Annotated in this window: 15 protein-coding genes, 1 tRNA gene and 1 pseudogene; 15 read left to right on the forward strand and 2 right to left on the reverse strand. The window is 38.5% G+C overall.

Features of this window, described 5'->3' with window-relative positions:
- From ACFIJ9_RS06470 to ACFIJ9_RS06530, 13 genes and pseudogenes are all read left to right on the forward strand, one after another.
- A pseudogene (locus ACFIJ9_RS06470) lies at nucleotides 1-65 on the forward strand (elongation factor Tu); the annotation flags it as partial.
- 47 nt (nucleotides 66-112) lie between these two features.
- Nucleotides 113-188 (forward strand) — tRNA-Trp (locus ACFIJ9_RS06475).
- A gap of 204 nt (nucleotides 189-392) precedes the next feature.
- On the forward strand, nucleotides 393-605 hold the full coding sequence (gene secE / locus ACFIJ9_RS06480; protein ID WP_375636240.1) for a preprotein translocase subunit SecE: 213 nt from the start codon (nucleotides 393-395) through the stop codon (nucleotides 603-605).
- Nucleotides 606-625: 20 nt separating this feature from the next.
- Nucleotides 626-1,156, forward strand: a complete 531-nt coding sequence (nusG, locus tag ACFIJ9_RS06485; protein ID WP_012755024.1) for a transcription termination/antitermination protein NusG — start codon at nucleotides 626-628, stop codon at nucleotides 1,154-1,156.
- Nucleotides 1,157-1,305: 149 nt separating this feature from the next.
- Complete coding sequence (gene rplK, locus ACFIJ9_RS06490) at nucleotides 1,306-1,734, forward strand: 50S ribosomal protein L11 (RefSeq protein ID WP_273723157.1); 429 nt, start codon at nucleotides 1,306-1,308, stop codon at nucleotides 1,732-1,734.
- Nucleotides 1,735-1,738: 4 nt separating this feature from the next.
- Nucleotides 1,739-2,443: a 50S ribosomal protein L1 gene (gene rplA / locus ACFIJ9_RS06495; protein ID WP_375636241.1), complete on the forward strand. Its 705-nt coding sequence runs from the start codon at nucleotides 1,739-1,741 to the stop codon at nucleotides 2,441-2,443.
- Nucleotides 2,444-2,801: 358 nt separating this feature from the next.
- Complete coding sequence (rplJ, locus tag ACFIJ9_RS06500; RefSeq protein WP_375636243.1) at nucleotides 2,802-3,320, forward strand: 50S ribosomal protein L10; 519 nt, start codon at nucleotides 2,802-2,804, stop codon at nucleotides 3,318-3,320.
- 101 nt (nucleotides 3,321-3,421) lie between these two features.
- Nucleotides 3,422-3,793: a 50S ribosomal protein L7/L12 gene (rplL, locus tag ACFIJ9_RS06505; RefSeq protein ID WP_012755028.1), complete on the forward strand. Its 372-nt coding sequence runs from the start codon at nucleotides 3,422-3,424 to the stop codon at nucleotides 3,791-3,793.
- 291 nt (nucleotides 3,794-4,084) lie between these two features.
- Nucleotides 4,085-8,233, forward strand: coding sequence for a DNA-directed RNA polymerase subunit beta (rpoB, locus tag ACFIJ9_RS06510; protein ID WP_375636245.1), 4,149 nt, complete (start codon nucleotides 4,085-4,087; stop codon nucleotides 8,231-8,233).
- Between the two features lie 171 nt (nucleotides 8,234-8,404).
- Nucleotides 8,405-12,616 carry a DNA-directed RNA polymerase subunit beta' gene (rpoC, locus tag ACFIJ9_RS06515; RefSeq protein WP_375636247.1) on the forward strand — a complete coding sequence of 1,404 codons (4,212 nt, stop codon included), beginning with the start codon at nucleotides 8,405-8,407 and terminating at the stop codon, nucleotides 12,614-12,616.
- A 473-nt stretch (nucleotides 12,617-13,089) separates the two neighbouring features.
- The gene (locus tag ACFIJ9_RS06520) at nucleotides 13,090-13,476 is read left to right on the forward strand and encodes a MerR family DNA-binding transcriptional regulator (protein ID WP_375636248.1); all 387 of its coding nucleotides are present in this window, start codon (nucleotides 13,090-13,092) and stop codon (nucleotides 13,474-13,476) included.
- Nucleotides 13,477-13,683: 207 nt separating this feature from the next.
- The gene (locus ACFIJ9_RS06525; protein ID WP_375636250.1) at nucleotides 13,684-14,373 is read left to right on the forward strand and encodes a nitroreductase; all 690 of its coding nucleotides are present in this window, start codon (nucleotides 13,684-13,686) and stop codon (nucleotides 14,371-14,373) included.
- Nucleotides 14,374-14,718: 345 nt separating this feature from the next.
- Nucleotides 14,719-16,110, forward strand: coding sequence for an L-serine ammonia-lyase (locus ACFIJ9_RS06530; protein WP_375636252.1), 1,392 nt, complete (start codon nucleotides 14,719-14,721; stop codon nucleotides 16,108-16,110).
- Between the two features lie 1,749 nt (nucleotides 16,111-17,859).
- Here the strand turns inward: ACFIJ9_RS06530 and ACFIJ9_RS06535 are convergent.
- Together ACFIJ9_RS06535 and ACFIJ9_RS06540 are read right to left on the reverse strand one after the other, a co-directional pair.
- On the reverse strand, nucleotides 17,860-18,138 hold the full coding sequence (locus ACFIJ9_RS06535; RefSeq protein WP_375626277.1) for a hypothetical protein: 279 nt from the start codon (nucleotides 18,136-18,138) through the stop codon (nucleotides 17,860-17,862).
- Between the two features lie 32 nt (nucleotides 18,139-18,170).
- Nucleotides 18,171-19,520, reverse strand: coding sequence for a D-alanyl-D-alanine carboxypeptidase (locus ACFIJ9_RS06540; protein WP_375636254.1), 1,350 nt, complete (start codon nucleotides 19,518-19,520; stop codon nucleotides 18,171-18,173).
- A gap of 234 nt (nucleotides 19,521-19,754) precedes the next feature.
- Here ACFIJ9_RS06540 and clpS point away from each other — a divergent pair, with 234 nt between their 5' ends.
- Both clpS and clpA read left to right on the forward strand, forming a co-directional pair.
- Nucleotides 19,755-20,126 carry an ATP-dependent Clp protease adapter ClpS gene (gene clpS, locus ACFIJ9_RS06545; RefSeq protein WP_375636340.1) on the forward strand — a complete coding sequence of 124 codons (372 nt, stop codon included), beginning with the start codon at nucleotides 19,755-19,757 and terminating at the stop codon, nucleotides 20,124-20,126.
- A gap of 6 nt (nucleotides 20,127-20,132) precedes the next feature.
- Nucleotides 20,133-22,484, forward strand: coding sequence for an ATP-dependent Clp protease ATP-binding subunit ClpA (gene clpA / locus ACFIJ9_RS06550; RefSeq protein ID WP_375636256.1), 2,352 nt, complete (start codon nucleotides 20,133-20,135; stop codon nucleotides 22,482-22,484).
- The last annotated feature ends 2 nt before the right edge of the window (nucleotides 22,485-22,486 follow it).

Here is a 22,486-nt window from a genome sequence, read left to right on the forward strand (position 1 = left end):
GTTTTGCTATTCGTGAAGGTGGTCGTACTGTTGGTGCCGGTATCGTCTCTAAGATCATTGAATAAATAATGCTTGTTAAAGGGATGTTAAAAGTGTTTTAGTTTTGAGAGTTAGGGGTATAGCTCAGTTGGTAGAGCGGCGGTCTCCAAAACCGCAGGTCGCGGGTTCAAGTCCTGCTGCCCCTGCCAAAGGGGAATAGAATTTTACATATAAGGGAGTGGATTTTGCTGCCTTTTTCGCTTTTTTTGATATAGGGCTTGTTTTTTTGTGTATGAAACGGTATTGAATAAAAAGTGAGGAAATTGCATAAGTCTGAAAGTTGGCTTTTGCATTTCTTTCTGTTTATTTTTTTGTATAAAACACAATAGGGCTAGAGAGAGTATAGTGTGACGATGGCATCTAAAACCAATCCGATTACCTTTTTGAAGCAGGTTTATGCAGAAACAATTAAAGTGAAATGGCCTACACGTCGTGAGACGGTTATTTCTACTGTTATGGTTTTGTTGGTAACTGCGTTGGCTTCAGCTTTCTTTTTTATTGTGGATCAGGTTATGAATTTTGGTGTTTGGCGGGTTATTGATCTTCTGAAATATCTTTTTAGTTGAGAATGTAAGGAAGTGTGACTGTGGCAGCTCGTTGGTATATTGTTCAGGCATATTCAAATTTTGAAAAGAAAGTAGCGGAAGCTATTGATAAGGAAGCAAAGCAAAAAGGACTTGATCATCTTTTTGAAAAGATTTTTGTTCCAACAGAGCGTGTTGTAGAGGTTCGTCGTGGACGTAAAGTTGATGCTGAGCGGAAATTTTTTCCTGGTTATGTTCTTGTTCGTGCTGAGTTAACAGATGAAGTTTATCATCTTATTAAGAATACGCCTAAAGTGACAGGTTTTTTAGGATCGGATGCGCGTCCTGTTCCCATTTCTGATCGAGAGGTTGAGCAAATTCTCAAACAAGTTCAAGAAAGGGTTGAGTCTCCAAAGTCTTCTGTATTGTTTGAGGTTGGAGAGCAGGTTCGTGTTGCTGATGGTCCTTTTGTTTCGTTTAATGGAATTGTTCAAGAGGTTGAAGAAGAGCGCTCTCGTCTTAAGGTTGAAGTGCTTATTTTTGGGCGTCCTACGCCTGTTGATTTGGAATTTGGTCAGGTTGAAAAACTCTGATTAAACTTAGAGTAGTTTTAATTACTTTAAGGAAGGAGTGGGAGGTGATTTATGGCTTTTGTCGGCTTAATGATCCGAACCACGTGACTGCGGCGGGTAATGGGCAAGATAAATTGTCAGTATACCAGTGAAATTAAAGGCAGATTGTTATGGCAAAAAAAAGTATAGGTCAGCTTAAGTTGCAGGTTCCTGCAGGAGCTGCTACTCCATCTCCACCGATTGGTCCAGCTCTTGGGCAACGCGGTATTAATATCATGGAATTTTGTAAGGCGTTTAATGCAGCTACACAAGAAATGGAAAAGGGAGCACCGATTCCAGTTGTTATTACGTATTACCAAGATAAGTCTTTCACATTTTCTCTCAAGACGCCTCCTGTATCATTCTTTTTAAAGAAGGAAGCAAACCTGAAATCTGGTTCAAAAGAGCCTGGTAAAGTGTCTGTAGGAAGCATTTCTCGCGATAAAATTCGTTCGATTGCGGAATCAAAAATGAAAGATCTTAATGCGAATGACATTGAGGCAGCAATGCGTATGGTTGAAGGTTCTGCTCGCTCGATGGGCTTGGAAGTGGTGGGCTAATATTATGGCAAAAGTAGCAAAAAGAATAAAAAATATCCGAAAAGATATTGATTTTAATGAACTTTACGCTTTAAAAGATGCCGTTTCAATGGTTAAGGAGCGTGCGGTTGCTAAGTTTGATGAAACAATCGAAATTTCAATGAACTTGGGTGTTGATCCTCGTCATGCTGATCAAATGGTTCGAGGAGTTGCTCATTTGCCTAATGGAACAGGAAGAAATATTCGTGTTGCCGTTTTTGCTCGTGGGGATAAGGCTGAGGAAGCTAAGGCGGCAGGAGCTGATATTGTAGGGGCTGAAGATTTGTTTGAAAGCATTAATGGAGGGACTATAGACTTCGATCGTTGTATTGCAACACCAGACATGATGCCTCTTGTTGGTCGTCTTGGTAAGATTCTTGGTCCGCGGAGTTTGATGCCGAATCCGAAAGTTGGTACTGTAACACTTGATGTTGCCGGTGCTGTCAAAGCTTCTAAAGGTGGTGCTGTTGAGTTTCGTGTGGAAAAAGCTGGTATTGTGCATGCTGGTATTGGTAAGGCTTCTTTTGGTGTTGAAAAAATCGTAGAAAATATAAAGGCCTTTGCAAGTGCAGTTATTAAAGCCAAACCGCAAGGTGCAAAAGGTGAGTATATTAAGCGCGTTGCTGTTTCTTCGACTATGGGAATTGGTGTTAAAGTTGATCCAGCAACGGTTCGTTCAGAGCTAGTGTAAGCTGATTTATAATTTTATTTTGGGGTATGTGAATATCAAAATTGTATTTAAAATGCTGGTTTTGATCAGCATTTAGCTATCTAAGCTTTATAGGGCTTAGGTTATACCGGAAGAAACTCCGGAATATCCTGTCCGAGATTGTAGGTGATGCTTTTAAGTATCTTAATCAAAAAAAACCTGCATGAGACTGGGGTAAAAACTGAGAGTTAAAAGACTTAAAGGGTTTGAGCCAAGGTTGCCTTTGATCGTTATGCGTGAAAAAGGGGACAGGATCCTCATCGGTGACATGAAGTATTTTATGTTATCAAAGGTAACCAACAGGTTTGTTTTAAGCAAATCTGTTAAATGGAGAGAGACAGTGAATAGAGCGGAGAAACGCGAATTTGTTACATGGCTTAACGAGGCTTTTCGAAAGTCTGGTTCTGTTGTTGTTGCACATTATTCCGGTCTGACAGTTTCACAGATGAATGATCTACGTTCGAAAATGGGTGAAGCTGGCGGTGCCGTTAAAGTCGCCAAAAACCGTCTTGCTAAAATCGCTCTTCAGGGCACGGAATCTGAATCGATAGTGGGTTTGTTTACTGGACAAACACTTATTGCTTATTCAGAAGATCCAATCACAGCACCGAAAGTTGCTGTTGATTTTGCGAAAAGCAATGACAAATTTGTCATCCTTGGCGGTTCAATGGGTGCAACAAGTTTAACTGTAGATGCTGTGAAGTCATTGGCTTCATTGCCTTCATTAAACGAGTTGCGTGCAAAACTTGTGGGTATGATTTCTACCCCTGCGACCCGTATTGCACAGGTTGTTAATGCTCCTGCTGGTCAGGTTGCACGTGTCATTGGAGCATATGCCCAGAAGGATAAGGCGGCTTAAGGCTGTTTGTATTCACGTTTATGGAAGGGCTTTAATGCTTTTCTGTTTTTTTGGATAAGATTTAATAATGGTTCAAATCTTTTAATTGAAGGAATTTAAAAATGGCTGATCTAGAGAAGATCGTAGAAGACCTTTCTAATCTAACCCTTTTGGAAGCCGCTGAGCTTTCTAAGTTACTTGAAGAGAAGTGGGGAGTTTCGGCTGCTGCTCCTGTAGCTGTCGCTGCTGTTGCTGGTGCTGCTGCTCCAGCTGCTGAAGAAAAAACAGAATTTGATGTTATTCTTGTTGAAGGTGGCGCGCAAAAAATTAATGTTATTAAGGAAGTTCGTGCTCTTACTGGACTTGGTCTTAAAGAAGCTAAAGATCTGGTTGAAGGGGCACCTAAGCCTATTAAAGAGGGTGCTTCTAAAGAAGAAGCAGAAAAAATTAAATCTCAACTTGAAGCTGCTGGTGCTAAAGTAGAACTTAAGTAAATTTAATTTTATCGGCGGGCATTTATGTTCGCCGATTTTCTTTCTCTTAATACAAAGAGGAAAAATAATGAGTAAAAAAACCTTTTCCCAACGGTTTCGTAACAATAATGGGATAGGTTTGCACTATCCGTCCCTTCATCATAGAGTCAAAAAGATAAATGGCTTATGTTGATGGGGAAAGTTAAAGATGCTCAATATTGAGTATCAAGTGAACTGGTCTGCATATGCAGGTTAATGATATAAGGCTTTCAAGGTTGGTCTACCTTGAAGAGTAAAGATCAAGGAGCGACGATGGCTCAGACTCACGCAATGATGTCTCAATTCAATGGTCGTAAGCGCGTACGCAAATTTTTTGGTAAGATTCCTGAAGTAGCAGAAATGCCGAATCTTATTGAGGTTCAAAAAGCGTCATACGATCAGTTTCTCATGGTTGAGGAACCGAAAGGTGGACGACCAGATGAAGGTTTGCAAGCTGTTTTTAAATCGGTTTTTCCTATTTCAGATTTTTCCGGTACAGCTATGCTTGAGTTTGTTGGTTATGAATTTGATTTACCGAAATTTGATGTTGAGGAGTGCCGTCAACGTGATTTAACTTATGCTGCCCCATTAAAGGTCATATTACGTTTGATTGTTTTTGATGTTGATGAGGATACTGGCTCCAAAGATATCAAAGACATTAAAGAGCAAGGCGTTTATATGGGCGATATGCCTTTAATGACGACGAATGGTACCTTTATTGTTAATGGTACGGAACGTGTTATTGTTTCGCAGATGCATCGTTCTCCTGGTGTCTTTTTTGACCATGATAAAGGAAAGTCCCATTCATCAGGAAAGCTTCTTTTTGCTGCTCGTGTTATTCCGTATCGTGGTTCTTGGCTTGATATTGAGTTTGATGCTAAGGACATCATTTATGCACGTATTGATCGACGGCGCAAGATTCCTGTTACTAGTCTTTTGATGGCACTGGGTATGGATGCGTCAGATATTTTATCGACGTTTTATGATAAAGTGCCTTATGAGCGTGATGGAGAAGGATGGCGAGTTCCTTATTCTGTTGATCGCTTTAAAGGAATGAAGCTCATTTCTGACCTTATAGATGCAGATAGTGGTGAAGTCGTCGCGGAGGCTGGTAAAAAATTAACAGTTCGTACTGCGAAGTCTTTGGCAGAAAAAGGACTTAAAGCGGTTAAAGTTAGTGAAGATGATTTATTAGGTTGTTATCTAGCCGAAGATATCGTCAATTACGAAACAGGTGAAATTTACCTTGAAGCTGGTGATGAAATTGACGAAAAAGTATTAAAAGTTTTGCTTGATGTTAGTGCTGATCAAATCAATATCCTTGATATTGATCACATGAATATTGGCGCTTATATCCGCAATACTTTAAAGGTGGATAAAAATGAAAGTCGGCAGGATGCGTTATTTGATATTTACCGAGTGATGCGTCCAGGTGAGCCCCCAACAATCGATACAGCAGAAGCAATGTTCCATTCATTGTTTTTTGATCCAGAGCGTTATGATCTTTCAGCCGTTGGGCGTGTTAAGATGAATTTGCGTATGGATCTTGATTGTCCAGATACAGTTCGCATTTTACGCCAAGAGGATATTCTCGCTGTTGTTAAGATGTTGGTTGAATTGCGTGATGGTCGTGGCGAAATTGATGATATTGATAATCTTGGCAACCGTCGCGTTCGTTCCGTTGGGGAGTTAATGGAAAATCAATATCGCATTGGTCTTCTTCGTATGGAGCGTGCGATAAAAGAGCGTATGTCATCGGTTGAAATTGATACAGTTATGCCACAGGATTTGATCAATGCAAAGCCTGCTGCAGCAGCAGTTCGTGAGTTTTTTGGGTCTTCGCAATTGTCGCAGTTTATGGATCAAACTAATCCATTGTCGGAGATTACCCATAAGCGCCGTCTTTCTGCTCTTGGTCCAGGTGGTTTGACTCGTGAACGTGCGGGTTTTGAAGTCCGTGACGTACATCCTACGCATTATGGTCGTATTTGTCCCATTGAAACACCAGAAGGCCCCAATATTGGTCTGATTAACTCCTTAGCAACATTTGCGCGAGTTAACAAATATGGCTTTATTGAAAGCCCATATCGAAAAATTGTTGATGGAAAAGTCACAAAAGAAGTTATTTATCTTTCAGCGATGGAAGAAGCAAAGCATTATGTCGCTCAAGCTAATTCGTCATTAGATAGTGAAGGTCGTTTTACAGAAGAGTTTGTTGTTTGCCGTCATGCTGGTGAAGTTTTAATGGCGCCGCGTGATCATGTTGATTTGATGGATGTTTCACCAAAACAGTTGGTTTCAGTTGCAGCAGCGCTTATTCCTTTTTTGGAAAATGATGATGCGAATCGTGCGCTTATGGGATCGAACATGCAGCGTCAGGCAGTTCCTCTTGTACGTGCTGAAGCGCCATTTGTTGGGACGGGAATGGAAGCCATTGTTGCGCGCGATTCAGGAGCTGCTGTGAGTGCAAAACGTAGTGGTGTTGTTGATCAAGTCGATGCTACCCGTATTGTTATCCGTGCAACAGAAGATTTAGATCCTTCAAAATCAGGCGTTGATATTTACCGCCTACAGAAATTTCAGCGTTCTAATCAGTCCACTTGTATTAATCAGCGTCCTCTTGTACATGTCGGTGATAGGGTAGAGAAAGGTGATATCATTGCAGATGGTCCATCCACGGATCTTGGTGATTTAGCTCTTGGGCGGAATGTTCTCGTAGCCTTTATGCCTTGGAATGGATACAATTATGAAGATTCTATTTTGTTATCCGAGCGCATTGTTGCTGATGATGTTTTTACTTCAATTCATATTGAGGAATTTGAAGTTGCAGCACGCGATACAAAACTTGGGCCTGAGGAAATTACGCGCGACATTCCTAATGTTGCGGAAGAAGCGTTAAGAAATCTTGATGAAGCTGGCATTATTTATATTGGTGCTGAAGTTCAACCAGGTGATATTTTAGTTGGAAAGATTACCCCAAAAGGTGAAAGTCCCATGACGCCGGAAGAAAAGCTTCTGCGTGCAATTTTTGGGGAAAAGGCATCCGATGTTCGTGATACTTCTATGCGTATGCCTCCTGGAACTTTTGGTACTGTTGTTGAAGTTCGCGTTTTTAATCGCCATGGCGTGGAAAAAGATGAACGTGCGATGGCAATTGAGCGTGAAGAAATTGAGCGTTTAGCAAAAGACCGTGATGATGAGCAGTCTATTCTTGATCGCAATGTTTATGCGCGCCTTACTGATATGTTGACAGGTAAAGTTGCTGTAGAAGGTCCGAAAGGCTTTTCGGGCAGCAAAAAGCTTGATAGTACAGTAATGGGGCATTATCCACGATCCCAGTGGTGGCAATTTGCTGTTGAGGATGAAAAGCTTCAAAATGAAATTGAAGCTTTGCGCAAGCAATATGATGAATCAAAAGAAGCATTACAACGTCGCTTTATGGATAAAGTTGAAAAGGTCCAAAGAGGTGATGAAATGCCTCCTGGTGTCATGAAAATGGTGAAGGTTTTTGTGGCTGTGAAGCGCAAAATCCAACCAGGTGATAAGATGGCAGGACGTCACGGGAATAAGGGTGTTGTTTCACGTATTCTTCCCGTAGAAGATATGCCATTTCTTGAAGATGGGACTCATGCTGATATCGTCTTGAATCCGCTTGGTGTGCCTAGTCGTATGAATGTTGGACAAATTCTTGAGACGCATCTTGGTTGGGCATGTGCGGGGATGGGCAAGAAGATTGGTGATTTGTTAGAATTGTATCAAGAGACTGGGGATATATTGCCGTTGCGTCAGCGTATTGAAAATCTTATGCCTGATGATAATCAAAATGAACCAGTCCGTCAGTATGATAATGAAAGCCTTTACAAATTGGCATTACAGATGAAGAAAGGGGTTTCAATTGCAACGCCTGTTTTTGATGGAGCACATGAGTCTGATATTAACATGATGCTGGAGGACGCAGGCTTAGATAGTTCAGGGCAGGTTACGCTTTATGATGGTCGTACTGGAGAGCCTTTTGATCGTCCAGTAACGGTAGGATATATTTACATGTTGAAATTGCATCACCTTGTTGATGATAAGATTCATGCACGTTCTATTGGTCCCTATTCACTTGTTACGCAGCAGCCATTAGGAGGTAAGGCACAGTTTGGTGGTCAGCGTTTTGGTGAAATGGAGGTTTGGGCACTTGAAGCTTATGGTGCTGCATATACTTTGCAGGAGATGCTAACAGTAAAATCAGATGATGTGGCTGGTCGAACGAAAGTCTATGAGGCAATTGTGCGTGGTGATGATACATTTGAGGCGGGTATACCCGAAAGCTTTAATGTGTTGGTAAAAGAAATGCGCTCACTTGCTCTTAATGTGGAGCTTGATGATGCGCGCGAATTTATTGCACAGCGGGCATTGTCTGATACAGCAGAATAATAATTCAAGGAGCGCAGTAGAAAAAGACTGCGCTCTGATTGCTTTAAGAGTTTCAATAACCTTATTAAGGTTATACAGGTCATTTTTAAAAGTAAATGTATTTTAAAGAAGATCTGTTATAAAAAAATGAGATATTACAACAGGTTCTAAGAATCTTTGAAGGAGAACAGCATGAACCACGAGGTCATGAATCTTTTCAATCCTCAAGCGCCAGCGCAGACATTTGACTCTATTCGCATTTCTATTGCGAGTCCTGAGAAAATTTTGTCCTGGTCGTATGGTGAGATTAAGAAGCCTGAGACTATTAATTATAGGACTTTTAAACCAGAGCGTGATGGTCTTTTTTGTGCACGTATATTTGGCCCTATTAAAGACTATGAATGTCTATGTGGCAAATATAAACGCATGAAGTATAAGGGCATTATTTGTGAAAAATGCGGTGTAGAGGTTACTCTTTCGCGCGTACGTCGTGAGCGTATGGGGCATATTGAACTTGCGGCACCTGTTGCGCATATATGGTTTCTTAAATCATTACCAGGTCGTATTTCTACACTTTTAGATTTAACTTTAAAAGATATTGAGCGGGTTCTTTATTTTGAGAATTATATTGTAACCGAACCAGGATTGACATCTCTTAAGCTCCATCAGCTTCTTTCTGAAGAAGAATATATGCTTGCTATTGATGAGTTTGGAGAAGATCAGTTTACAGCTATGATTGGCGCTGAAGCTATTTACGAGCTTTTAGCTGGTATGGAGTTAAATAAAATCGCCAATGATTTGCGTCTCGAATTAGCTGAAACAACTTCAGAGTTAAAGCAGAAAAAACTGATTAAACGACTTAAAATCGTTGAAAATTTTCTTGAATCTGGAAATAAGCCAGAGTGGATGATTATGAAAACAATTCCGGTTATTCCACCGGATTTGCGTCCATTGGTTCCGCTTGATGGTGGGCGTTTTGCGACATCAGATCTGAATGATCTTTATCGGCGGGTTATTAATCGTAATAACCGCTTGAAACGGCTGATTGAATTGCGTGCTCCTGGAATTATCGTGCGCAATGAAAAGCGTATGGTACAAGAAGCTGTTGATGCATTGTTTGATAATGGACGGCGTGGGCGTGTGATTACTGGAGCCAATAAACGTCCTCTCAAGTCCCTATCAGATATGTTGAAGGGTAAGCAAGGACGTTTTCGTCAGAACTTACTTGGGAAGCGTGTTGATTACTCGGGGCGTTCTGTTATCGTGACGGGTCCTGAATTAAAATTGCATCAATGTGGTCTTCCCAAAAAAATGGCTCTTGAATTGTTTAAGCCTTTTATTTATGCGCGGCTTGATGCAAAAGGCTATTCATCAACGGTAAAGCAGGCAAAGAAGCTTGTTGAAAAAGAACATCCAGAAGTTTGGGATATCTTGGATGAGGTTATTCGTGAACACCCTGTTTTACTCAACCGTGCGCCAACATTGCACCGTTTGGGGATTCAGGCTTTTGAACCTATCTTAATTGAAGGCAAAGCTATTCAACTTCATCCACTGGTGTGTACTGCTTTTAATGCGGATTTTGATGGAGATCAGATGGCGGTTCACGTTCCGCTTTCTCTTGAAGCACAGCTTGAAGCTCGTGTTTTGATGATGTCGACCAATAATATTCTTCATCCGGCCAATGGTGCCCCAATTATTGTTCCCTCACAGGATATGGTCCTTGGTCTTTATTATCTTTCAATTGTTTCTGAAAAAGAACCAGGTGAAGGAATGGCTTTTTCTGACATAGGTGAGCTTCATTATGCCTTGGAAAATAAGGTTGTAACGCTTCATACGAAGATTAAAGGCCGTGTTAAGAATATGGGGAAGGATGGAAAAGAAGTTTCTAAACTTTATGATACGACACCTGGTCGTTTGATTATCGGTGAGCTTTTGCCAAGAAATTCGGATATCTCATTTGATATTGTCAATCAAGAAATGACGAAAAAGAATATTTCTAAAATGATTGATCATGTTTATCGGCACTGTGGACAAAAAGAGACGGTTATTTTTTGCGACCGTATTATGCAGCTTGGCTTTTCTTATGCTTGTCGTGCAGGAATTTCATTCGGTAAGGATGATATGGTTATTCCTGATAGTAAGTCGCGTTTAGTTGCAGAGACAGAAGCTTTGGCTAAGGAGTATGAACAGCAATATAATGATGGTTTGATTACACAAGGTGAAAAATACAATAAGGTTGTAGATGCTTGGGGTAAATGTACAGATCGCGTTGCAGATGAAATGATGAAACGTATTCAAGCCGTCGATTTTGATCCTAAAACAGGTCGTCAACGGCCGATGAATTCGATCTATATGATGTCGCATTCTGGGGCACGTGGTTCTGCTAACCAGATGAGACAATTGGCCGGTATGCGTGGATTAATGGCAAAACCATCGGGTGAAATTATTGAAACCCCCATTATTTCAAATTTTAAAGAAGGTCTAACTGTTAATGAATACTTCAATTCCACGCATGGTGCACGTAAAGGACTTGCTGATACTGCGTTAAAGACGGCGAACTCTGGTTATTTAACACGGCGTCTTGTTGATGTTGCACAGGATGCTATTATTTCAGCAGTTGATTGTGGTACCGCAAAAGGGCTTACCATGCAGCCAATTGTTGATGCAGGACAAATTGTTGCCTCCCTTGGGCAAAGGATTCTTGGTCGTACAGCGCTTGTTGATATTCTACATCCTGTCTCTGGAGAGGTTATCCTTGAAGGTGGAGCGATGATTGAGGAAGCTGATGTCGCGAAGATTGAAGAAGCTGGAATTCAATCTGTTCAAATTCGTTCTGCTTTAACATGTGAAACACGTCTTGGTGTTTGTGCAAAATGCTATGGTCGTGATTTGGCGCGTGGAACACCTGTTAATCAGGGAGAAGCCGTTGGTGTTATTGCTGCTCAATCCATTGGTGAACCGGGAACACAGCTTACTATGCGTACTTTCCACTTAGGAGGAACTGCGCAGGTTGTTGATTCATCTTATTTAGAGGCATCTTATGAAGGTAAGGTGGAGATTCGTAATCGTAATGTGGTTCGTAACTCTGAAGGACATTTGGTGGTGATGGGGCGTAATATGGCTATCCTTATCAAGGATGAGTTAGGAAAAGAGCGCGTTGTACATCGTGTTAGCTATGGTGCCCATATTTTTGTTGATGATGGTGATATGGTTAAACGTGGCCAACGTATAGCAGAATGGGATCCTTACACACGTCCAATTTTAACGGAAGTTGAAGGCTATGTGGGTTTTGAAGATATGATTGATGGTTTATCTGTCACTGAAACAGCTGATGAATCTACGGGTATTACGAAGCGTTTGGTGATTGATTGGCGCGCTAATCCACGTGGTGCGGATCTTAAACCAGCCATTATTATCCATGCAGATAAAGAAGGTGAATCCATTGCTAAATTGTATAAGGGAGGTGAAGCGCGTTATATGATGTCAGTGGAAACTATTCTTTCTGTTGAGCTTGGTGCTCATGTTAAGGCTGGTGATGTTATTGCTCGTTTGCCAATGGAAAGTGCCAAGACGAAAGATATTACGGGTGGTTTACCACGTGTGGCTGAGCTTTTTGAAGCGCGTCGTCCAAAGGATCATGCGATTATTGCTGAAGTAAGTGGTACGATTCGATTCGGCCGTGGTTATAAGAATAAACGTCGTATCATTATTGAACCAAATGATGAAACTCTTGAGGCAGTAGAATATTTGATTCCAAAAGGTAAGTTGTTTCACTTCCAAGAAGGTGATCAAATTGAAAAGGGAGATTATATCCTTGATGGTAATCCAGCACCTCATGATATCTTGGCGATTAAGGGGGTTGAAGCTTTGGCATCTTATCTTGTTAATGAGATTCAGGAGGTTTATCGTTTGCAGGGAGTTCTTATTAATGACAAGCACATTGAAGTGATTGTTCGTCAAATGTTGCAAAAAGTTGAAATTACTGAATCTGGAGATTCTGGTTATATTCCAGGTGATAATGTTGATCGTATTGAACTTGATGAAATCAATGATAATTTGATTGCAGAAGGGAAGAAACCTGCCTCTGGTAATCCCATTCTTCTTGGAATTACAAAAGCTTCTCTTCAAACGCCTTCTTTCATTTCGGCGGCATCGTTTCAGGAAACAACACGTGTTCTTACTGAAGCAGCAGTTTCTGGTAAAATTGATACTTTGCAAGGACTTAAAGAGAACGTTATTGTCGGTCGTCTTATTCCAGCAGGTACGGGTGGTACGATTTCTCAAATCCGTCGTATTGCTGCAGTTCGTGATGATTTGATTGTAGATGAGCAGCGTAAGTCTAGTAATAACGAAGTGGCTAAGGCTATGTTGACAAATATGACAACCCAAGCAGTTGCTGAATAATTTAAATATAACATCACATAATAAAAAAACGTCTGAACTTTCTATTCAGACGTTTTTTTATTTCGAAATGCAGAAGTTGCATATTTTCCTGAAAAATATCAAAAATTATAAGGCAATAGTTATTTTAAACATCTTTAGTAGCTTATTGTTTTGTAATTATGTGAAACTCAAAAGCCATATTCAAGGAAAAGAGTTGGTTATCTACAAATCAAATAATGATTGATTTTGAATTTTAGGAAAATTGTTGATTGATATCTTTTATAAAGATTTTAAAGGACTTATAATGAAAGATCGATAGTCTTTTTTATAATCTAAAAAATAATTGATTCTCTACTATACAATACTTGTATGACAAGAATGTATCTTCTTCTAAATTAGAATGCAGGAGAGTAGAGATTAGGGTGCTCACTAAGTATTATAAAAAATAGACATATTTCTTATCACAATGTGATCTATGAAGACAGAATAAAAAAATGCACGAATATTATTCAATTGGAAAATTAACACGTGAGTTTTCAATAACAGCTCGGACTTTGCGTTATTATGAAGAAGAGGGACTTCTTATTCCTTTTCGGCGTGGAAATACACGGCTTTATACACAAACGGATCGTCATAAGTTAAAACAAATTCTGCGTGCTAAAAGAGTTAAATTTTCGTTTTCTGAAATATCTGATATGTTGACAATGGTTGGAAAACCACCTGATGATGAGAAAAAGCTTAAGAAATTAATTGCAGGAATTCATAAAAAACGAGCTGATTTAAAGCAGATGCAGAATGATATTGATGATCTTCTACAGGATTTAGAACGAATTGAGGAGAGTTTTTTTGAGAGCTTAGCGGAGTTGGGGGTTAATCATTGATTATAAAATTTATTTCATCTGCTTTTAGACAATTTTTTTCTATTAAAAGAGATGTGTTATACTATCTCTAAGGGGAATCTTTAACACTACGTGAAATGTGTAAGTTATTTAAAGAAATAGAGTGTTCGAAAAAAGCTGCGAAGGTATTTTCGCAATATATTGTCCTTGATAAGTAAAAAATTATTTTTCATAAAGAAAGTAAAAACAATGGCAGTCTCTCCTATGAGTGTTTTTCAATCTATTTTATCACGAAAGTCAATTCGCGCTTTTACTGATCAGCCAGTTAGTTTGGAAACAATCAAAGAAATCTTAAAACTTGCAGCACGTGCACCATCTGGAACAAATATTCAGCCATGGCAAGTGATTGTGCTTACAGGAAGTGTATTACAGAAAGTAGGGCAAGAGCTTTCACAACTTGTGCTTTCAGGTGTAAAAGGAGAGCGTGAGTATAGTTATTATCCACGTCAGTGGCGTGAGCCTTATATTTCAAGGCGTCGAAAAGTTGGTTTGGATCTTTATCAGAGTCTTGGAATTCAAAAAGGTGATGAAGAAAAAGTACTTCATCAAAAGGCGCGAAATTTTTTATTTTTTGATGCACCTGTAGGACTCTTATTTACAATGGATCATGACATGGAAATGGGGAGTTGGCTTGATTTGGGTATGTTTATGCAGACCATTATGTTAGCTGCACGTGGATTTGGATTAGATACCTGTCCTCAAGCTGCTTTTGCTGATTATCATAAACAGATTCGTACGCTTTTATCTATTCCTTCTGATCGCCATATTATCTGTGGTATGGCACTTGGTTATCGCGATATGAGTGCTCCAGAAAACAATTTTGAGACAGAACGCGAACCGTTAGAAAACTTTGTACGTTTCATTGAAACATACCCATAAAATATTTTATATAATTAAGCATACGTTTTGAAGAACTTGGTGCATTATAAAAAATATTTCCGATAAGAATTTCGCATCCTTATTGAATTTTAATATTGCATATTAACACTTATTTTACTACGTTTGAAACATTAAGAGCGGTGGCTCTAGGGGCATTGTCCGTTTTTTGAAGGTGAGTCTAATGGAAAACACTATAGAGAGAAAGTGTTGGGTGGTAGCAAGACGAGCGACATTCGTGTTTATTGCTGTCATTTTTTTAGTTTATCTCGCAGTTTGATTTTAAACGGGACAAACGTTATGAAAAAGCATATATGCTCAAGCTGTACTATAGTTTTGAGGTGATACGTGTTTCTATCTGTTTTTGAACTTTTTAAAATTGGGATTGGTCCTTCTAGCTCACATACGATGGGACCGATGACAGCTGCTAATATGTTTTTGCAAAAGATAGGAGATTTTTCTCAGTCGTCTGATATTCAAGTTTCTCGTATACGTGTTTATCTTTATGGTTCTTTAGCTTTCACGGGTATTGGTCATGCAACAGATAGGGCTATCATATTAGGACTTTTAGGAGAAAAAGCTTCTACTGTTGATCCTGATAGCATGGGAGGGTTGTTAGAAAAAGTTATACGTGAAAAAAAAGTGCAACCAGAAGGCCATCTCGCTTATCAGTTTGATGTGCAGCGTGATCTTATTTTTGAACGAAAGAAAATTCTCCCAGGACATACAAATGGACTAGCCTTTGAAGGACTTAATACTGATGGGAATGTTCTGTTGCGGCAGATTTATTATTCTATCGGTGGTGGCTTTGTTGTGACTGAGGATGAATTAAGCCATATGAATGATAATATACAACCAGAAACATTAGAGGTGCCATATCCATTTGATTCTGCTGGTGCAATGTTATCAATGGCAGAAAAATCAGGACTTTCAATTGCTGAAATGAAGCGCTTAAATGAAGAAACAAAGATAGAGCGTTCTTCTCTTGATACAGGGCTTGATGAAATTTTTTCAGCGATGACAAATTGCATTGATAGAGGTCTTTCACAAGAAGGTGAGTTGCCTGGTGGATTGCGTGTTCTAAGGCGTGCTAAAAAGCTGCATGAAACGCTTTTGGAAAATCAAAAGAAAAATCGCAATTATCCACTTTGGGCAAATGATTGGCTTTCGGTATATGCTATAGCAGTCAATGAGGAAAATGCAGCAGGTGGTCGTGTTGTTACAGCTCCAACAAATGGGGCAGCTGGAGTTGTCCCAGCAGTTTTGCGTTATTATCTTCAATTTAATGATGATTCAGATCGAGAGGGAATACATAATTTTCTATTAACGGCAGCAGCTATAGGCGGTGTTATCAAACATAATGCCTCTATTTCTGGTGCAGAAGTTGGGTGTCAAGGTGAAGTTGGAACGGCATCTTCAATGGCCGCAGCAGGGTTGACCGCAGCGTTAGGTGGAACGCCAGCTCAAATTGAAAATGCGGCAGAAATTGCGCTTGAACATCATTTGGGAATGACATGTGATCCTGTTGCAGGTCTTGTACAAGTTCCTTGTATTGAGCGTAATGCAATGGGAGCTGTTAAGGCGGTAACGGCTTCTTCTCTTGCATTATATGGTAATGGAGATCATTTTGTTTCTCTTGATGCTTGTATAGAAACAATGCGCCAGACTGGTCATGATATGAGTGAACGCTATAAAGAGACAAGTAAAGGTGGTCTTGCAGTCAATACAATATCTTGTTAGGAGCTGAAACATTTTTCAATCCATAACTGGAATTTTTGGGAGGGGGATCGTATTTCCTGATAAAGCTTATGTTTTTTTGTTACTTATAAATCAAAATTCCACTTTAATGAAACAGCAGCTTGAAATAAATTTGAGATGATTCAGTGTTTTCTTAACGAATAGTAGCTTTGGCATGCAAGTTTGGAGGGGGAGTAGTATCAGTATCTATCTGATTTGTCTCTAAAATGGGAAAAAAGTCTAATTTAGAAAAAATAAAAAAGCGTAAAGTAAAATTAGTGATCAGTCTGCCATTATTTTTTAGCTGGGTTTTATGGCTTTTAAAAGTTTCCATAGCCATATCTTTTAAGTAATGGAAGATTATGCCTGAGTATCCAAGGAAAATTTGTGTTAAATCTGAATAATTATGATGAGGAGAGAGAATTTTAAAGATTTTAATTTTTAGAAGTGAAGATCTTTTGATACCTAGTATGGTAAAAAATACCTTGAAAAGAAATGCTAATTTACAATAATTAAGAGATATATTGGAAATATCTTTTTTATTTATAAATTCTGTACCGTCAAAAAAACTAAAATAAATAATAGCATATACATTAAAAAATATTTATCAAAATTCTCATGAGAATAGAATGCACACGATAGAACATTATCGTGTTACTCATTCATGAGTTTGCTTTAAAGAAATATCTCTCAACGCTCCCAAACTCATTTCGCGATGGCACCTGTGAATGGTATAACAGTAAATCCATTGAGCTATCCCCATCTTTATGCTTAATAAAAAGAGTATGCTGGCACGATTATACACTTTACCAGCCCCCCCTTGTATGGGGACCAAAGCCCTTGGCATTTGAAACGGTTCATTATAGGCATTTTGAGTTTTTTTGGTGCGGTCTCACGCCACACACTAATCTCGCTCGTAATATGCAAGAGAACGGTTTGGATTGATTCAACATAAACAAATTTCAAATGAGAGAATCTTACGATATTCGAGATTTTTATCTAACATGCAAAATAATGAACTATCTTTATAAATCAGTATCTTACATATGAATAGTATAATGTAAGTTTTCCATGAATGGTATAAAACCTATAGAGTATTAGCATCTTTATTTATAGAGGGAGAAAACCAGCACTATCATCCTTTTTTATAGTTTAATGCCAATCTTGCTCGTGATGAGCAAGCGAACGATTTTGACTGATTGAATATAAGAAGGAAAATAAGAGAATTTTACGAAAACCTCTTATTCAATATGCAAAAAATAAATTATAAATTAAAATCTTATGGAAATCGTTATCATGATATTTAATCTGATAATTTCTTTTACGTTTTTTCATCGATAGTATTTGTTGTATTTTCCAATTTTCTTTGTCTGTTGAAAGAAATAAAAGTAAGAGGAGTTAGATTATTTTTTACAGCGTTTATGTTGTAAGGGGGACCGTTATTAAGAGGGACTTCCTTTATTGAACTTTTACAATAATCCCTAAAATGATAAGTTTTCATCCAATGAAGCTATTCATTTTTTCCAAAAAGATATCAAGGATAATTTTTATATTAAATCCAAAAGTGAAAAAATATTGGGTGTTTTTTTATGTCTTTAATAATGGTTTTATTGAAAGCTTGGAGGTATTGGATAGTTGGAAAAGCTGTCAGCACAATTCCATAATAAGAAAAAAGTATGTTTATCAAAGGAGTTTCTAAGGCTGTAGATAATGGTTAATAATAAAATAATTTTTTAGAGATGGTCTGTAGAATTAAATATTTGTTGCTCCTAGACGGATTTTGATAGGCACATTACCAGTTTGGCTAGCAACGCGTAAATGAATGCGTACAGGAGGCATTATGAGACGACGGTTGCGTATTGTTTGGCAAATGAGAAGGTTAACAAGAGATTGTGTATCTAATGCCGTCGAATTATATTTTAAACCAGTAAGTTTTGCGGCAGCATCGTGAAGAGAACGCAATGAAAGGAGGGATGATTGCTTCAATAAAATTTCTTTTTTATGGAATGAAGCAAAAGCATTATCTGTCATAATACTATCCTTAACGCAGAATTCAAAAATTTTTAGTAGGCTACAGTATAGCAGTTAAAATTTGCTTTCTTTAATGTAGAGCAAGCATCAAATGCAGCTTTTTTTGATTGAAACCCTGTAAAGCGCGCTCGGTAATAACGCTGCCCATTTTTTTCAAACAGTTGCATGTGTGAAGATGCGTGCTTTAAAGTAGAAAAAGCTATATTTTTTGCTTTTAAAAGTAAAGTTTTTGCTTGTTCTTCACTAGGAAGAGAACCAATTTGGATAGCCCATCCGGCATTTGTGGACAAAGAGGCTGTTACAATTTTATGAGTCTCAACCGGTATAGTTTTTTGAGGGTTTGGTATTGGTATAATTACCTTATTTACAGCCGTTATTGCGGTATTGGAGTTTTTAGGTTGTTCTGCAAATGCTGTCAACATAGTCGAAATTTCATCATCAAAATTACTTGAATCAGCTTTAATAGTCGGTATAGGAGTATTGGCGCCAGTCGGTAAGTGATAGCGTACAGAAGCCATTAAACGTTCACCACTTTTCATTTGGCTTGCTTTGGGCAAATATTGATTCAATAGGCTAGCCATATGCTCGTCACGTGCAGTAGATGATTTCCCTCCCATAACAACAGCGACAACAGAGCGCCCATCAAGACGCATTGAAGTTGCTAAATTAGAACCTGACATTTGTGTGTATCCTGTTTTAATTCCATCGACACCTTTCATTATTTTAACGAGTTTATTGTGGCTGTTAATTTTATGCCCACGGAAATTAAAACTTTTTGTTTTGAACAATTTATATTGTTTTGGAAAATGTTTACGTAAAGCTAATGACAAAGTCGCTATATCTCGTGCTGTAGAATAATTGTGCACATCCGGAAGTCCTGAAGCATTTGCGAAATGTGTATGTTTCATGCCAAGTTTACGAGCTTTTACAGTCATCATTTGAGCGAATTTTTTTTCACTACCTCCAAGATATTCTGCAATGGCAGCAGCAACATCATTTGCGGATCTTGTAATGAGTGCTTTAGCTGCTGATTCTGCAGAAATTGTTTGGCCTGCTTTAAACCCAATTTTTGTCGGTGGACGCATTGCTGCATAATGTGAAACGGGAATTGGTGTATTTGGTGTCACACGACGCATCTGCATAGCTTCAAAGAGTAAGTACAATGTCATCATCTTTGTTAAAGAAGCAGGATAACGTTTCAGTGTTGCATTGGCTTGAAATAGAGTTTTTCCCGTAGTAGCATCTATAACAATAGCCGCATACTTATCAGGATAGGCTCCTTGAGGTGTAGCTGATGCCCAACAGTAAGAAAAAGCTAACACAACAAAAGAAATTGCTATTGTTTTACAGTAGCGCATAATTTTTTGATAATTAATATACACTTGCAGTATCCTATTTCTCCATTTATCCTGAAAAACTTCTATAAAGCTTCCTTTTCTGTAATTTGTTGATGCAGTTTAGACGAATGGTATTACTAATTTGTTTACAGAAGTTATTTTATGAGTGAGTGATTGAAGTCTAACCATAGAGGGAATCTTTTTCTAATACATACAGGTATTGCAATAGTCATGAAAGAATTTAAAATTAATAAAAAATGTGCTGCATGGAAAACGATAATGGGACAGATCCTCATAATAAACTCTATAGCTCATATTATGCATAATGAAAAGGGCAAGAATTGGGATGAAGTTAGGCATGGTGCGGTTATAATACCTAAGGCTAGAGCAAAACTCGAAAAACCTAAATTATGTCGAGTTTTTTTGCTTAATGATGATTACACACCTATGGATTTTGTTGTTTTCGTTTTGAAGAACTTTTTTAAAAAAAGTTTCGAAGAGGCAACGCGAATAATGTTAAATGTTCATCACAGTGGGATAGGAGAATGTGGAACTTATACTTATGAAGTGGCTGAAATGAAAATATTACAAGTGAGGGAATGTGCACGTCAAAATGAACATCCGTTACAATGTGTAATGGAATGGAAGTGAGGAATTATGCCATCTTTTACACCTAGTCTTGAAGAGGTTTTGCATCGTGCATTAACAATTGCTACTCAAGCACGGCATGAATACGCAACATTAGAGCATCTTCTACTTGCGCTATTAGATGATGCCGATGCAAATTCCGTTATTCAGGCTTGCCAGGTAGATGTAGAGGAATTGCGAGAGCGCTTAACCAATTATCTTCGCTCAGAGTTAGATGAACAGATTAGAGCTGATGAGGATACAAAGCCTACAGCTTTTTTCCAGCGTGTTATCCAACGTGCGGTGATTCATGCACAATCAGCTGGAAAAGATGAAGTGTCGGGGGCAAATGTTCTTGTTGCAATTTTTTCTGAACGTGAAAGCCATGCAGCATATTTTCTTCAAGAAATGGGAATGACACGCTATGATGCTGTACGTTTTATTTCGCATGGTATCACACGTGATGATGGGTTATCCATGTTACTTGAAGGACTTGAAGAGCAATTAGATCAGCAGATTTCGGATAATGGTGAAAGAGGAACAAGTGCTTTAACGAATTATTGTGTTGACCTCAATTGTAAAGCACTTAATGGAAAAATTGATTTATTAATTGGCCGTGAAATAGAAATTTCACGCATGATTCAGATTTTATGTCGAAGGTCAAAAAACAATCCGCTTTTGGTTGGTGATCCTGGAGTGGGGAAAACCGCTATAATTGAGGGATTAGCAAAGCGCATTGTTGATGGGCAAGTGCCTGAAGTTTTATCAAATGCAACAATATTTTCTCTTGATATGGGGGGACTTGTTGCTGGTACACGTTATCGCGGTGATTTTGAAGAACGCTTAAAGCAAGTTATTAAAGAGTTTGAGCTGTATCCAGATGCTATTTTATTTATTGATGAAATTCATACCTTAATTGGAGCAGGAGCGACATTAGGGGGAAATATGGATGCAGCAAATCTTTTAAAACCTGTATTATCTTCTGGAACTATGCGATGTATTGGTTCGACGACTTACAGAGAATATCGCAAATTCTTTGAACAAGATCGTGCTTTAGAGCGTCGTTTTCAGAAGATTGATATTAATGAACCTTCTGTTACAGATGCGATTAAGATTTTGCAGGGGATGAAGCCTTACTTTGAAGATTTTCATCAGATTAAATATACAGATCAGGCGATGAAGGCATCCGTAGAATTATCTTCACGTTATATAATTGACCGTAGGTTACCTGACAAAGCAATTGATATTATTGATGAAAGTGGCGCAGCGCAAAAGCTTTTGCCACAAAAACAACGCAAGAAGAGTATAGGTGTTAAAGAAATTGAGGCTACTGTTGCTACAATTGCAAGAATTCCACCAAAAACAGTTTCTCGGAATGATCAGAAGATATTGAGTAAGCTTGAAAGAGAACTCAAACATGTTGTTTATGGGCAAGATCAGGCAATTTCCGTCTTAGTTTCATCCATAAAATTGGCGCGAGCAGGTTTACGCGAACCGGATAAACCAATAGGAAGTTATTTATTTTCAGGACCAACAGGTGTAGGAAAAACTGAAGTTGCAAAACAGCTTGCATCATCTTTAGGCATTGAATTATTGCGTTTTGATATGTCAGAATATATGGAACGGCATACGGTAGCACGTTTAATCGGAGCTCCTCCAGGTTATATAGGGTTTGATCAAGGAGGTCTTCTTACAGATGCTGTTGATCAGAAGCCTCACGCAGTCCTATTGCTAGATGAGATTGAGAAAGCACATCCAGAGTTATTTAATATTTTATTGCAGGTAATGGATTATGGTAGATTAACAGATCATAATGGTAAGAAAATTGATTTCCGCAATGTTATTTTGATTATGACAACCAATGCTGGTGCTTCAGATATGGCAAAATCAGCTATTGGATTTGGGAAGGTACATCGTGATGGTGAGGATATAGAAGCAATCAATCGGTTATTTACACCAGAGTTTCGTAATCGGTTAGATGCAATTATTCCGTTTGCACCTTTATCTCATTTAATCATCAAGCAGATAGTGCAAAAATTTATTTTTCAGCTTGAAGCACAATTAGCTGATAGGGGAATTTGTTTTGAATTAAGCCCTTCTGCAACTTTATGGCTTTCCAATAAGGGATACGATTCTCAGATGGGAGCACGCCCATTAGGGCGTGTTATACAAGAATATATTAAAAAGCCATTAGCTGATGAAATTTTATTTGGAAAGTTACGCAACGGTGGCATTGTTCGCGTATTGACACAAAAATCAAATGGCAAAAAAGAAAGCTTACAGTTAGAAATTTCATCTTCCGATATATCTGCAAGTTCAAAGAAAAGTAAAATGGAAAATTTTACAAAAAAACGTGTAGGAAAAAAAAGCACAACAACTTAAGA

Source organism: Bartonella sp. MR90HLJMH, assembly GCF_042194115.1.
GTDB classification, from domain to species: domain Bacteria; phylum Pseudomonadota; class Alphaproteobacteria; order Rhizobiales; family Rhizobiaceae; genus Bartonella; species Bartonella grahamii.